Below are 13,182 nucleotides of genomic sequence, written 5' to 3' on the forward strand. Positions count from 1 at the left end.
TGACCATGGCGCAATACCTAAAACGGTGGGAGTCACCCCGGAAGCTGGGGCGCAATGCCAAAGGCCGAGGCGGCACCGCCCGCCAGCGACAGCTACAAAAACGACAGCAGACTTTGCGCAAGCGCCTTGGGGGGCGATCGCCATCAGATCAGACAAATACTCATCCGGGGGAGTCAGCGGCTCCCCTTTTTGCGATCTATCTGCGTCCTGTCTGAGAGACTAGCCAATCAGCAGCTCTTCTTCGGGATACTGCACAGAGGACGGCTTAGGATCGCCAAGCAGTGCCGCCATAAACAGCAGAACTCCCACCCGTCCCAAGTACATGGTGAAAGCGATCACGTATTTACCAAAATCAGAGAGGTCGGCGGTAATGCCGGTAGAAAGCCCCACCGTCGCAAATGCAGACACAGCCTCAAAGAAAATATCAATAAAGCTCACAGTTGGATTGGTAAGAGAGACTAAGGCAGTGGCTACAACGACCGCCAGGCCCGATCCTACGACCACAGAGATGGCTTTTAGCACCCGAGTCGTAGCAATCTGCCGCCGAAAAACCAGCACCTGCTCTTTACCTTGAAGCGCCATGCGAGTGCAGGCTAGCAGAATACTAAGGGTAGTGGTTTTAATGCCGCCGCCGGTGCTGCCAGGGCTAGCCCCAACAAACATCAGGGCAATCATGATAAACAGTGAGGCGTTGCCCATCGCGCCAATGTCAATGCTATTAAATCCGGCGGTGCGGGTAATAACAGATTGAAACCAAGCCATCAACAGCTTGTACTGAGGAGCTACCGGACCCAAAGTGTCGGGGTTTTGGTACTCGATTAGAAACAAGGCCAGGGTGCCTAGTACCAAAAGCGCCGCGGTAGTGCTGGTAACAATCTTAAAGTGAAGGGAAAACGGGTTGCGGCAGCGATTACCGCTAAGGCGATTGCGGAGCCATGACAGGAACTCCATAATCACTTGGTAGCCAATGCCTCCCAGGATGACTAGGGCGGTGATCACGGCGTTGACCCAGGGGTCGAGCGCATAGCCAACAATATTGTCTTTAAACAGGCCAAAACCCGCATTGTTGAAAGCGCTGACGCTATGGAACATAGAGAGCCATAGCCCGTAGCTAGGCCCGTAGTCTCGACTAAAAACTGGGTACAGACAAAATAGGCCCGTCAGTTCAATCACCAGCGTCATGGCAATGATCGAGAGGATCAGAGGCTTGCCACCCGCCAAAACTGAGTTATCCATGGACTGCTGAATGGCGAGTCGTTCTCGCAGCCCTAACCGTCGCCCCAGCAGCAGTAGCAGGAAGGTGTTGACGGTCATGTAGCCTAAACCGCCGACCTGAATCAGCGCCAGAATGGCCGCTTCGCCAAAGTCGGAGAAGTAAGTACCTGTGTCGACTACAACCAGGCCGGTGACGCAGACAGCAGAGGTAGCCGTAAACAGGGCGACAAGGGGATCGCCCCAGCCTTGTTGAGTGCTAGAGACGGGCAGCGCCAACAAAAGGGTGCCAACGGCAATTAACACTAAAAAACCAAGGCATATGGTGCGCGGAACCGTCATCTGCATAGGTTGGGCTTTCCGCCAGACACGGAATAGAGAGGCAACCCTATATTTCCACGAGTTGACGCTCTCGACCACTATGCCGCAAGATTTAACCGGCTAGCCACGCTGTTTTCTAGGTGTCGAGTTGTCATGACCAATGCCTTGTACAAGAAGATCCAGACTTTCTATGACGACTCCTCTGGGCTGTGGGAGCAGATCTGGGGTGAGCACATGCACCACGGCTACTACGGGGCCGATGGCCGTCAGCGCAAAAATCGTCGCCAGGCCCAAATTGATCTCATTGACGAGTGTTTGACCTGGGGGGGCATCACCCAAGCGGAGACTATTCTCGACTGCGGCTGCGGTATCGGCGGCAGCGCCCTCGAATTGGCGAACCGGTACGGAGCCAGAGTAACCGGCATTACCCTCAGCCCAGTGCAAGCTGAGCGAGCCACAGAGCGGGCGATCGCGGCAAATTTGGGCGGCGATACTGCTCCCTGTGCGGCGTTTCAGGTTGCAGATGCTTTAAATATCCCCTTTGCTGATCACAGCTTTGATCTGGTGTGGTCGATGGAGAGCGGGGAGCACATGCCCGATAAGGTGGCATTTTTGCAGGAGTGCTACCGGGTGCTGAAGCCAGGAGGCAAACTGCTCATGGCCACCTGGTGCCACCGCCCTACGGATTCGTTGGGCGGGCCATTGACCTGGCTAGAGCAGCGGCAGCTCGACTGGATTTATCGCGTCTATGGCCTGCCCTACGTGATTTCTCTGCCTGACTATGAGGCGATCGCCCAAAACTGTGGCTTTAACCAGCTAAAAGCCGCCGACTGGTCGCTGGCGGTCGCTCCCTTTTGGGATGAGGTGATTGCCTCGGCCCTTAGCCCTGAAGGCCTAGCGGGGTTACTTCAGGCGGGGCCAGGTACCCTTCAGGGGGCGCTGGCGCTGGGGCCGATGCGCCAGGGGTTGCATAGCGGCCTAATTCGCTACGGGCTGCTGTGCGCAGTGCGCTAAGCCAGACGACTCGATAAAAAAGGGTGAGTTCTGTACAGAACTCACCCTGGAGTTAGGGCCTAGTTATATCTAGCTGACCTACTGGGGTCGCGCAGCCGGGCAGTCAATGGCCCGCACGGCAACGGCGGCGGTATAGTCGCGCAGCGCGTTGAAGTTGGGCGCAAAGTTAGTTCCGGTTTCGTTGAGGGGGGTTGCGATCGCGCAGAAGGCCGCCATCTGCCGAATCGTAGACTCGCCCCAGTGACCGCCAATGTCGGTGAAGGTGGGCGGGTTGCTGATATTGGGAATAATCCCCCGAGTGGTCTGGTCGATACCCGGCACCGGGCTGGTGCTGGTGGAATCGCCCGCGCCAGCGTTAGCTCGAACCAGGGCCAGTTTATAGGTCATCGCCATCAGTTCGGCCCGAGAGACATTGTCGGTCGGGCGGAAATTGCCGGTGCCAGCGTCCCCCGTGACGATGCCCAACTGCTTAGCCTGCTGAATTTTGACCGCACTCCAGCGGTTGGCGGCTACGTCACCAAAGGGAGCACTAAAGACCGACTGGGGCAGGTTAGCCAGCACCGAGGTGGGCAGGACTTTCCGAGCGGTTTCCATCATGACAGAAACGGCCTGCTCGCGGGTGAGTGGTGCGGTGGGCCGGAAGGTGCCATCCTCAGAAAATCCAGCAATAACTCCTAGACTGGACGCACGGGTGATCTCAGCGGCATAGCGGTTGCCTCGAATATCGTTGAAGGCCACGGCGGGCGGCGTCACGGGCGGCGTCACGACGGGAGGCGTGCCACCACCGGTTTGCCCGCCTTGAAGCTGCGCTAGGGTCAAGTCGTTGGTGAAGTACACCAGGTGCGAGCTGACGATCGCCCCGTTAAAGGTGCGCTTAGTCAGTGACCAGCCTGGGTTGAGATCGAGCTGCGTAAAGCCTGTGGGGCTAATGCCGTTGGCGCGACCAATAGTGATGCGATCGCGAGAAACAGTGCTGGGAGCAAACTGCAGCAGCAAATCACCGTCGCGCTGGTTGACCTCAAACCGCACCCCAGATAAGTCCTGGCCCGCCAAGCGGATAGCATAACCATTGGTGTCGCGCTGGAGGCGACAGACGCCCGTAAAGTCAAAGGTATTCCACAGGGCGTTTACTTGGGTGGGTTCAGCGCCGGGGTTGGCGATCGTCCAGCAGGGGGGGTTGGGCTGGAGCTGCTCCACAATATAGAGCCGGTAGGGTTGGGAAGTGCTACCCGGCACCGCAACCACCAAAAAATTGGCCGCATTGATAGCGACATTGCCAAAGGTCTGAGCTAGCTGCGTGCCCGTCTCGCGCACCGCAGGCTGAACTGAAGTGGAGTTAGGGGCAACGGCCTGCCCTGCTCCACTGACTACCACGAGGGTAGCCGCAGTCAGCGCAGCCATTTTCAACATTGACATAAGCTTCATTGTCACCCGTCCTAGATAGCGATGTGTGATGGGGGGAATAGTTTCTCTACCTTAGCGCTGGCAATTGGGGGCAAACCTTTGACCTCAACCACTTATCAGACCGTCTGATAGTCAAGCTGACGGCCCCATATCGGCGGCTGAATCTTAGTCACCCAGACTTAAAACCTGGATCGCTGGCCCTAAGCCAACCACGGCCAACGGTCACGACCAAACAAACTCTTCTAAGCTCAATCCAAACGAATTAAGTCAGCGAACCAACTCACGATTTAGCTTAGAAAAGCCGCCATTATTGTAGGGGTATGACCGCTATCGAACCCTGCTTTTCGCAGGAATTACTTAGGATTCGTTGCAAAACCTCACCCTACGGTTCTGTGTTTTCTTGGTTCCGTTAAAGGCGTTTCTAGATTTGAAATTCGTCTAGGGAGGTTGGGGATAGCCCGGCAGGGGCGATCGCGCGACTGACCGAGGCCTTATAGCTTTCCTGTTGAGTGACCATGTCCACAGAAATCGCCTCAAACCACGCCTCTAAGCAGCCAAAGGGAGCCGTTAGCTGTAAATTGCCCTCGAGCTGTCCCTGGCCGTTGGGCAGCAGATTGAGCAGCTGACGCGGCTCATCGGCCAGGGTGCGAGTTTGAGGGTCTGTAATCCACACCTTGAGGTATAAGCGGTTGGGATGAAAGGGTACCCGCAGCGTCACAACTACTGGCTCACCTGCGGTCAGGTCACCCTCTGGCAGCTCTAGGGTGGGCATAGGCGGGGTCACCCTCTCTGGCGGCTCCTCGACCTCTGGGGCAAGCACCGCTGCCGCTGCCAAGTCCCGCAGGGTAGGGTCTTCATCTTCATAGATCACCACCTCGCCGGCAAAAGGGACAAACGGCGGTGGCTCAAGCGGGGTTTCTACCGGAGCTTCCACCGGGGCAGCGGCGACCTCGGTGCGCTGCTCGATCGCCTCTTGCTGAAGGTTTACGGCTAGCTCGTTGAGCCGATTCCAGAAGCGGTCTTGCAGCTTGAGGTCTCTGAACCCCATAGCCTCGTGGGAAATTAGCTGGGGTACTGCGTCGCGGGGTTTAGGGCTAGCACTAGGGGACGCCTGACTCGCCAAGACGGCAACGGGGTCGTCGGTCTGGGGCGGCGAAACAATGGGCGGTAAGCTTAGCCCCCGGACTGGCTCTGGGCTAGGCGTAGCGGGGGCGATCAGATCAGTACTGCGATCGCCGGGGGGCGGGGGAATAGGACGAGAGCGCCCCACCAGAGGCAGCGACGGTTGACGAGCCGCCGCCTCGTGGGGAGAGGGGTAGTAGATTTTGGGCGGCAGCTCAGGACTGTTGCGAGGCAAAGTGAGAATAGGTATCTGCCGAGGCGGTGCCGATCGACCGACAATGTCCCAGGTTTTGAGCTCAGGAGTGGGGGGCAGGGGAGAGGTCGGGTCTTCCTCTAGGTCTTCGGCCGGAAAGACAACATCTAGACCTGATTCGGTTTCACCCTGATTGGCGATCGCATCAAACAGCGAGGCCACATCCACCGTGACTGTAAATCGCTGTAGGGCGGCTATCTCCGTCCCCACAAAGAGCCCAACTTCCCCTAGCAACAGCCGGGTTGACAGCTGAGTGGGCACGGTTACGGTCAGCGTCATGGTGCTGGGCAGCATCGCCACCGCCAGCGGCACCGGAGCCATGGCCACAGTAACCGCCGTCTGAGGGTCTGATAACCGCAGCACCAGGGTTAGGGGTGGACAAGGCTCACCGTCAGAGGGGCCAGTCACCGTCGCCGTTAGCCCTAGGTTTTCGCCAGTACTACCCAAGAGCGCGGTGTGGGGTAGTGTCAGCCCATAGGACAAGGGGTCTGTGACTGAGCTAGCTAGCCGGGTTTGAAACACGTCCATGGCAGCCGCTGCGGCCTGAAGGTCAATGACCGGCACCGGGGCCACCGCTGCGGCTCCGGCAGAGGGGGGGCGAGAGGCGGCGATCGCACCTAAGCCAGCACCGCCGTCGTCAAACCAGTCACCATCGTCGGTAGAGTCTTGGGCTACCACCTGCAACTGCACCGCGTAGCACCAGGGCAGAGGGGCGTTGGCGTCTTCTGGGCTTGTCTCTGGGGCGATCGCACTAGCGCATTCAATTCCCCAAGTGCCCTCACCTAGACGGGTAAAAGGCATGACGACCATCAGGCCATTTTCGTTGATCTGGCCCTGGCGACGCAGGGTACGATGCCGAGGGGGAACGCTTTGCGAATCGGGCAGCAGCTGGCCGATCTGAATCTGTACCGGGGTATTGGTGTGGCTGGTGTGGGCCATCACTCGGTAGCGGCCCTCCAAAATTTCTACCTGGGAGGTGTCGAGGGGCAACCAGCTCTGGTCACCCTCCTTTTGCAGCAGAAATTCCCAATACTCCATAGTTCAAGCCCCAGTTTAAGTCCTGAGTTTAAAGTCTGTTTTGGGAGACAAGCCACCCATGATGCTTCAGGATACTCCCTAGCGGCAAACCTGCACTGTTACTCCAGCAAACATTCAGGCCCAAATCGTAGCAATGCCTACATTTTGAGAGAGATGGCTTTCTACCTCTCTACAGAGGGGGCGACCCTGGCCTCGCCCTACGCTATAGAAGTAACCTCTAAGGAGATGATTACGTTATGTCTATTGAAGATAGAGCCAAGGCCACTGCTAAAGACATTGAAGGTAAGCTTCAGGAAGGCGCTGGTAAGCTGACGGGCGATCGCGAAGCCCAAGCCAAAGGCAAAGCCAAGCAGGCTGAGTCCGATGTGCGCCACGGTGTAGAAGACGCAAAAGACAACGTCAAGCGCGCCATTGATTAGGCATTGGTCGTTCTGCCTAAAGTCGTCTAATTTTATCAGCTCCGATCCATACAGGGTCGGAGCTTTTGATTGCAGAAAACAGCGGTGCTAACTACTAACCCCCTGGCGCGTTTAGCATCATTCTCAGCCCTACGCACCGGCGCTTTTAGCTCAATGTGCTTAGCCCAAAAGATCGTTTAGCTCGGCCTCGGTCGCCCGAAACCCAACCAGTATCGCCTGGCCGTCTTTGACAACCAGAGGGCGCTTCAGCAGCATGGCATCGTTAGTGAAGGCGTTGACCCATTCGGGGTCACCCCAGGTCTGCTTCTCATCTCCCAGCGCCCGGTAGGATTGCCCTGAGGTGTTGCGCATGGGTTTGCTGCCAAGGCTGTCTACCCAGGCCGCTATCATGGCCCGGCTGGGAGGATGTTCTTTGGTGTCGACAAAGTCGTAGGCAATGGCGCGGCTATCTAACCATTGCAGGGCTTTTTTGCAGGTGCTACAGGTGGGAATGCCATAGACTGTTAGCGTCATAGCGATCGGGTAAGGGATAGGTTCAAGTACACCAGAAAACGGGGGTTAAAACGCCAAAAACGCCCCGGCGATCGAGACGTTTTTGTAGCGTTTCAACCTCCCAAGAGGTAGCTCGTTAGCCTAGGTGTCGTACACTCGGCACTCGTCGGCTTCAGGGTTGTTGTCGCAGTAGACTTCTAGAGAGTTTTTATCGGTGCCTTTCTCGCGCTGGTGAGACGCTTCTGCCTGAAGCTCTTCTACAGCATCCCAAGCAGCGGCGCACTCCTGGGAGCTGCCACCAGTGGCATCACAGGCGGCCCGGGCACCTTCAATTTCTTTTTCAATGCGCTCTTTGATGTTCTCGCTCATGTCCTTTCTTACCGTTTGTAAACAACTAGCGGGGGCCTGTGGCCTGGTCAGCAGGGGCAAACTATGGTTTTAGATTGTCAGATCCCGACTCCAGGCTTAGTATACTGCACCGATTCAGAGGCTCTGGCGGTGAAAACTCTACCCCATAGAGGCAGGGTTACGCCCTTGACAGCCCCCCCGGCTGGCCCAGACGAGGTCAGTATAAGTACTCACTCTCCATTGTACACATCTCCACCATGGCAGGGGTAACCGCTGAACATTCTGAGCCCAGGTCAATTTACTCAGGGGGAGGAGCAATCCGATCTAGACTGGAACCACCCAAGGAGGGGGCTATTCAATGACCGACATTCCCCAACCAGACCATCCACCCATGGAGTGGGCCAATGCGGTATCGACCCGTCCATCCCTTGAGGGGGCAGTGAAGGACGTGGTAGAGCAGCTAAAGCACCGCCTGACGGGGGCTCCGGATCTGGGCATTGTGTTCATTTCGTCGTCGTTTACCAGCGAGTTTGCTCGCCTGCTGCCTCTGCTCCACGACCTGTTGCCCATACCGGCTTTGGTGGGATGCAGCGGCGGCGGCATTGTGGGTATGGATGACCAAGGCCACCCCCAAGAATTAGAAGACACCCCAGCCTTAAGTTTGACGCTGGCTCGGCTGCCAGGGGTCACGGTACGAAGCTTTCATCTGTCGAGCGATGACCTTCCGGATTTAGACAGCCCGCCCAATGCCTGGTCTGAGCTAATGGGGGTCGCGCCAGAAGCGAACCCTCAGTTTATTTTGATGGCTGACCCGTTTTCATCCAACGTCACCGACCTGCTCCAGGGGCTTGATTTTGCCTACCCCAGCGGCGTGAAGATTGGCGGTCTAGCCAGCGTGGACGGGTTTAATCGCCACAGTGGGCTATTTTGCGATCGCACCCTACATACCGAAGGCGCTGTTGGAGTAGCCCTGGCGGGGCCGATTGTGCTTGACACTATTGTGGCCCAGGGCTGCCGCCCTATAGGGCCTGTCTATCGGGTTGATAAGGCCGAGCGCAACATTCTGCTGTCTCTGAGCGACCCAGAAGACAGCGACTCGGCGCGCCCGCCCCTAGAGCTGCTGCAAGAGCTGTTTGAAACGCTGCCCGAGGGCGATCGCCAGCTGGCCCAGAGTTCCCTCTTCATCGGCATGGCCCAGGACAGCTTTAAGCTCAGCCTCAACCCAGGCGACTTTTTAATTCGCACGCTGCTGGGGGTTGACCCCAAAATGGGCGCGATCGCGGTGGGCGATCGGCTGCGCCCCGGGCAGCGAGTGCAGTTTCATCTACGCGATGCCCACACCTCCGCCACCGACCTCGAAGCCCTATTGCAGCGCTACCAGCAGCAGACTCCTGTAGCGATCGCCCCTGTCGGAGCGCTGATGTTTTCCTGCATGGGGCGCGGTGCCGGGCTCTATAACCAGGCCAACTTTGACTCAGGTCTGTTTGCCCAATATTTGCCCGGCCTTCCCATAGGAGGCTTTTTCTGCGGCGGCGAGATTGGCCCCGTGGGGCAGACAACGTTTCTGCACGGATTTACATCAGTGTTTGGAATTTGTCGGCAGCCGTAGGTGAGTGGATGAGTGGGTGAACAAAAAAGTTTTCAACCGACCCACCGACCCACCGACCCACCTAACGCAACCCCAGCTCTAGGGAAGGGGTCAAGCCGTCAATGGTAAGGGTGTAGGTAATGGCACTGGTGCCAATGCCCTGCCAACCGGTGATAAAGCCCCTTTCATCCAATAGAGGACGATGCTGAGGAGTGGTGACGGCGGCATAGTACACCCCACTAGCGGGCAGGGTGGTAGCCGCTAGGCGAGGCTGCACACCCTGGGTCGTGCGAGCTTCGGCCAGGAGCCGACCGGCGGCATCAAACAAGAACAGATGGGCCGCATCGTCGGTATAGAGCACCCCTGGTCGCTGCTGAATGACGGTTAGATCGAGGTCGGTGCTGTCTCCCTGAGCACCGAGAAAGGCGTAAATATCGATGCGGCGGCTCACGGCTCCGGTGGTGACACCGCTGCCGCTGCGGGTGTTGACGCGCTGGGCCTCGGCTAAGGGACTGAGGGGGGTGTCAGCGGTAACGCCCAGCCCGGCCTGCCAGAGGGCTTCATACTGCCGCAGGGTTTGGTCGGCGGCAACAACCGGGGTGCCACGGCCTATGCTGGAGTACACCCCTCGGTCAAAATCCAGGGGCCGACCGCTGTAGCCGGGCAGACCAAACCCGGCGAGCACGGGTTCACAGCCATCAATAGGGCTCACCACCGTTTGGTTTTGGCGAAATAGCTGCATTTGACGGCGAAACGTCGCTAGCTGAGCGAGGGTTTTAATGGGCAGATCAGGGATTTGTTCGAGCTGGCTGGTGTGGGCGATCGCGCTGTCCCAGTCATTCAAGCAGACTGCAAGTCGCAAAGCATCCTGCAAAATGGCGGTGGATTGACCGTGGGCTGGAGCGGCAGCCAGCGTCGTCAGCAAGACAATGATCGATCGGCAGAACCAAGACCTAACTTTTGTTGCCTTCATCGCCGCTGACTCCTCTAGATACTGCCCAATCCGCTGGTCTCACTGTACCCACAAGTCTACCGAGGCTCGCCCATAGTGAGCCAAAAACTTGTCGCTGCCGGTTTCTTGTCGCCGCAGCCAGGCCCAAAGCTGATCGCCTAACGAAAAGTGCCACCACTCGTTGGGGTGGCGGCGAAACCCCGCCGCCGTCATCACCTGGTTGAGCAGCGTGCGGTGAGCGTGAAAGGCTTGCTCAGCCGGGGTCGGGCTGGCAGCGAAGTGGTCAGGGTGCGATCGCAACGACACCTCATCGATGGGCGATCCCATATCAACCACGCTCCCGGTAGCATCGATCAGCGTCACATCTAGCGCGGCCCCGGTGCTATGGGGCGGCGGCGTGGCTGGGTCATCGCTGGGCATGGCCCAAAACTGCGTGACCACTGCCATCAGCTCATCGCGCTGGGCAGAGGTAAGCGCTTCGGCAACCCAGCCCCGCGCCCGTGCCTGCTCTGCGAGAGTGTGCTCCACCATAAACCGCTGCACCGCCACGGGACGAAAGGCGTCAAAAACTTGTAAGCGCCAGCCCGGTCGCTGCTGCTGAAGCTGATCCTGAGCTTCGATCAGGGCGGTGAGAACGCCTGATCTGAGAGAATAGGGCGACTGATTATCGTAGGGAGCACCTAGCGCTTGGTAGGGGTGGGGTTCCACCAGAGCAAAGCGATCGCCGGGGATGGGCACCAGCGGTTCACTGCGATCGCAGATTGGAATAGCCTGATAGGGCTTCATAGTCCTTAATTTCCCCAGCTTGAAGAATTTTTGAATAGGTAGTCCAATGCCACGGCTAGGCGAGTGCTCAACCTCAAAAGCATCGAAGGATTTCGTCCCCCCTACGCCTCCGCTTCCTCGGCAGTAACCCACAGCCTCAGACCAATGTAGCGCCCGATATAGGAGTCCACGATCGAATTTCGATACAGTGGCGTCAGCATTATTGTGTTGCCCCATGAGCCAGCCGCCAGAATTGGATTCCCCAGCCGTAGAGCTAGTTCAGGCAAGTTTATTGGCTCGTTTAACCGAGCTAGCCCGACTCTTTCTCAAGCTAGGAGCGATTGGCTTTGGCGGTCCCCAGGCCCACATTGCCATGATTCACGATGAGGCGGTGGTGCGGCGCGGCTGGCTCAAAGAAGAGCAGTTTCTTGAGGGGGTAGCGATCTGCGAAATGCTACCCGGCCCCGCCTCAACCCAAACCGGCATTTACATTGGGTACTTGCGAGCGGGGCAGTTGGGGGCATTGGTGGCGGGTGTTTGCTTTATTTTACCGGCGTTTTTGATTGTGCTGGCGCTGTCGTGGGCCTACTTCAAGTTCCAGGGGGTGCCCCAAATTGAGGACTTGTTTTTGGGCATTTCGCCCGTGGTGATCGCCATTATTTTTGGCTTCTGCTGGAAGCTGGGGAAAAAGGCAATCAAAGACTGGCAGGGGGTGGCGATCGTTCTCACTGTTCTCTTCCTCTCCCTCATCTTCCGCGTCAACATCCTGCTGCTCTTTCTGCTGGCGGGTCTGGCCGGACTCGTCATCTATCGCCCCACCGCCCCGCCGCCCGCTGGGCCATCTATCCGCACGAGTGCCTGGCTTGCCCCCCTGCTGCCCATCACCCAGGGTATTCCCAATCTGCTAGCGAACCTCCCCGCCGACCCCGTCGCAGTTTCTAGCTTCTGGGGCCTCGATCGCATTCAAGACTACGTTGTTCCCCTCTCAACCTTCTTTCTCAAGACCGGAGCCTTTATCTTTGGCGGCGGCCTGGTGATCATTCCCTTACTCGAAACGGCAGTGGTGGATGACTTTGGTTGGATGACCCGCAACCAGTTCATCGACGGTGTCGCCCTGGGAGAACTCACCCCCGGCCCAGTGGTGATCACCGCGGCTTTTGTGGGCTATAAGGTTGCCGGGGCGCTGGGGGCGCTGGTCGCCACGATCGCAATCTTTACCCCGTCGTTTTTGTTCATTATGTTTGCCTCACCGTTTCTAGTATGGCTGCGGCAAAACCCCTGGGTCAAAAGCTTTCTAAAAGGAGTGATGCCAGCGGTGTTGGGGGCGATCGCCGCCGCCGCCGTCCCTCTCGCCGCCACCGCCCTCTTGCAAGACACCGTGCCCCGTTCGGTGGTTGCGAGCGCCGTGGGCTTTGCTGCTCTCATTGGCCTAGCAAAATTCAGCCGTCCAACCTGGCAACTGGTGCCTGTTGGGGCGTTAATCGGCTTAACCGCAGGGACTCTGATTTAAGGAAAACGCCTGCTCTCGCCCCTAAGTCGTCACCATGCCGTGTTCTAGGGCAAAGCGCACCAGTTCTGTGCGGCTGTTGGTGCCAGTTTTGCTAAACAGGCGGCTGACGTACTTTTCAACGTTGCGTACGCTGGTCTCTAGGCGGCTGGCAATTTCTTTGTTCATCAGCCCCTCAGCCACCAGATCGAGCACGCTTTGCTCACGAGGAGTAAGGTCGATGCGAATGTCTGAGGTCACTTTGGCGATGCCACCCTTTTGGGTCAGCATGGCTTTGATCTCTTCAATCTGACGAGCCATGACGGCAATATCTGGGATGTCGCCCGCGTCAATGGTTTGAGCGGCACGGCGACCCATCAGGTTGCTAACCACGGCTACCAGTTCTTCAGGATCGAAGGGTTTAGAGAGATAGGCGTCGCAGCCCGCGTTATAGCCCTGAATGCGATCGGTGGTCATGCCCCGCGCCGTCAAAAACAGCACCGGCAGCCCTTTAAAGCGAATGTCGTCGCGCACCTGGGCCAAAAAGGCATAGCCATCGACCTGAGGCATCATAATGTCCGAAATTAGGACATCCGGCGTCTCCTGTTGCAGCAGATCCCAGCCTTCCTTGGCGTTGCTGGCGGCACGCACCGTAAAGCCGCTGTCTTCTAAATAGGCTTGCACCGCCTCACGCAGACCTGGCTCATCGTCTACCAGTAAGATATTCCCGGTTTGCTCAGACATAACACCGCCCCAGATGACCTATTC

The 13,182-nt window shown here is 57.8% G+C and carries 13 protein-coding genes; 5 read left to right on the forward strand and 8 right to left on the reverse strand.

Annotation, left to right across the window (positions count from 1 at the left end):
- Positions 1-5 precede the first annotated feature (5 nt).
- Positions 6-215 carry a hypothetical protein gene (locus H6G07_RS09475; RefSeq protein ID WP_073609689.1) on the forward strand — a complete coding sequence of 70 codons (210 nt, stop codon included), beginning with the start codon at positions 6-8 and terminating at the stop codon, positions 213-215.
- Between the two features lie 4 nt (positions 216-219).
- Here the strand turns inward: H6G07_RS09475 and H6G07_RS09480 are convergent, their stop codons facing one another.
- Positions 220-1,554 carry a TrkH family potassium uptake protein gene (locus H6G07_RS09480; RefSeq protein WP_073609690.1) on the reverse strand — a complete coding sequence of 445 codons (1,335 nt, stop codon included), beginning with the start codon at positions 1,552-1,554 and terminating at the stop codon, positions 220-222.
- Between the two features lie 132 nt (positions 1,555-1,686).
- Here H6G07_RS09480 and H6G07_RS09485 point away from each other — a divergent pair, with 132 nt between their 5' ends.
- Positions 1,687-2,547: a methyltransferase domain-containing protein gene (locus H6G07_RS09485; RefSeq protein ID WP_073609597.1), complete on the forward strand. Its 861-nt coding sequence runs from the start codon at positions 1,687-1,689 to the stop codon at positions 2,545-2,547.
- Between the two features lie 78 nt (positions 2,548-2,625).
- Here H6G07_RS09485 and H6G07_RS09490 read toward each other — a convergent pair whose 3' ends face one another.
- Both H6G07_RS09490 and H6G07_RS09495 read right to left on the reverse strand, forming a co-directional pair.
- Positions 2,626-3,972 carry a DUF3747 domain-containing protein gene (locus H6G07_RS09490; RefSeq protein ID WP_084173328.1) on the reverse strand — a complete coding sequence of 449 codons (1,347 nt, stop codon included), beginning with the start codon at positions 3,970-3,972 and terminating at the stop codon, positions 2,626-2,628.
- Between the two features lie 400 nt (positions 3,973-4,372).
- Positions 4,373-6,364: a hypothetical protein gene (locus H6G07_RS09495; protein ID WP_073609598.1), complete on the reverse strand. Its 1,992-nt coding sequence runs from the start codon at positions 6,362-6,364 to the stop codon at positions 4,373-4,375.
- A 236-nt stretch (positions 6,365-6,600) separates the two neighbouring features.
- On the opposite strand from H6G07_RS09495, the gene H6G07_RS09500 reads away from it, so the two are divergent.
- The gene (locus H6G07_RS09500) at positions 6,601-6,783 is read left to right on the forward strand and encodes a CsbD family protein (RefSeq protein WP_073609599.1); all 183 of its coding nucleotides are present in this window, start codon (positions 6,601-6,603) and stop codon (positions 6,781-6,783) included.
- 159 nt (positions 6,784-6,942) lie between these two features.
- Here H6G07_RS09500 and H6G07_RS09505 read toward each other — a convergent pair whose 3' ends face one another.
- Both H6G07_RS09505 and H6G07_RS09510 read right to left on the reverse strand, forming a co-directional pair.
- Complete coding sequence (locus tag H6G07_RS09505; protein WP_073609600.1) at positions 6,943-7,296, reverse strand: Spx/MgsR family RNA polymerase-binding regulatory protein; 354 nt, start codon at positions 7,294-7,296, stop codon at positions 6,943-6,945.
- Between the two features lie 120 nt (positions 7,297-7,416).
- Complete coding sequence (locus tag H6G07_RS09510; protein WP_073609601.1) at positions 7,417-7,644, reverse strand: Calvin cycle protein CP12; 228 nt, start codon at positions 7,642-7,644, stop codon at positions 7,417-7,419.
- 370 nt (positions 7,645-8,014) lie between these two features.
- On the opposite strand from H6G07_RS09510, the gene H6G07_RS09515 reads away from it, so the two are divergent.
- Complete coding sequence (locus tag H6G07_RS09515) at positions 8,015-9,232, forward strand: FIST N-terminal domain-containing protein (protein WP_084173340.1); 1,218 nt, start codon at positions 8,015-8,017, stop codon at positions 9,230-9,232.
- A 61-nt stretch (positions 9,233-9,293) separates the two neighbouring features.
- Here the strand turns inward: H6G07_RS09515 and H6G07_RS09520 are convergent, their stop codons facing one another.
- Together H6G07_RS09520 and H6G07_RS09525 are read right to left on the reverse strand one after the other, a co-directional pair.
- On the reverse strand, positions 9,294-10,136 hold the full coding sequence (locus H6G07_RS09520) for a hypothetical protein (protein ID WP_073609603.1): 843 nt from the start codon (positions 10,134-10,136) through the stop codon (positions 9,294-9,296).
- An 87-nt stretch (positions 10,137-10,223) separates the two neighbouring features.
- Positions 10,224-10,949: a M15 family metallopeptidase gene (locus tag H6G07_RS09525; protein WP_073609604.1), complete on the reverse strand. Its 726-nt coding sequence runs from the start codon at positions 10,947-10,949 to the stop codon at positions 10,224-10,226.
- Positions 10,950-11,163: 214 nt separating this feature from the next.
- Here H6G07_RS09525 and chrA point away from each other — a divergent pair, with 214 nt between their 5' ends.
- On the forward strand, positions 11,164-12,438 hold the full coding sequence (gene chrA, locus H6G07_RS09530) for a chromate efflux transporter (RefSeq protein WP_073609605.1): 1,275 nt from the start codon (positions 11,164-11,166) through the stop codon (positions 12,436-12,438).
- A gap of 21 nt (positions 12,439-12,459) precedes the next feature.
- Here the strand turns inward: chrA and H6G07_RS09535 are convergent, their stop codons facing one another.
- On the reverse strand, positions 12,460-13,158 hold the full coding sequence (locus H6G07_RS09535; RefSeq protein ID WP_073609606.1) for a response regulator transcription factor: 699 nt from the start codon (positions 13,156-13,158) through the stop codon (positions 12,460-12,462).
- Positions 13,159-13,182: the final 24 nt, after the last annotated feature.

The sequence above is a fragment of the Phormidium tenue FACHB-1052 genome (assembly GCF_014696675.1).
GTDB lineage: Bacteria > Cyanobacteriota > Cyanobacteriia > Phormidesmidales > Phormidesmidaceae > Nodosilinea > Nodosilinea tenuis_A.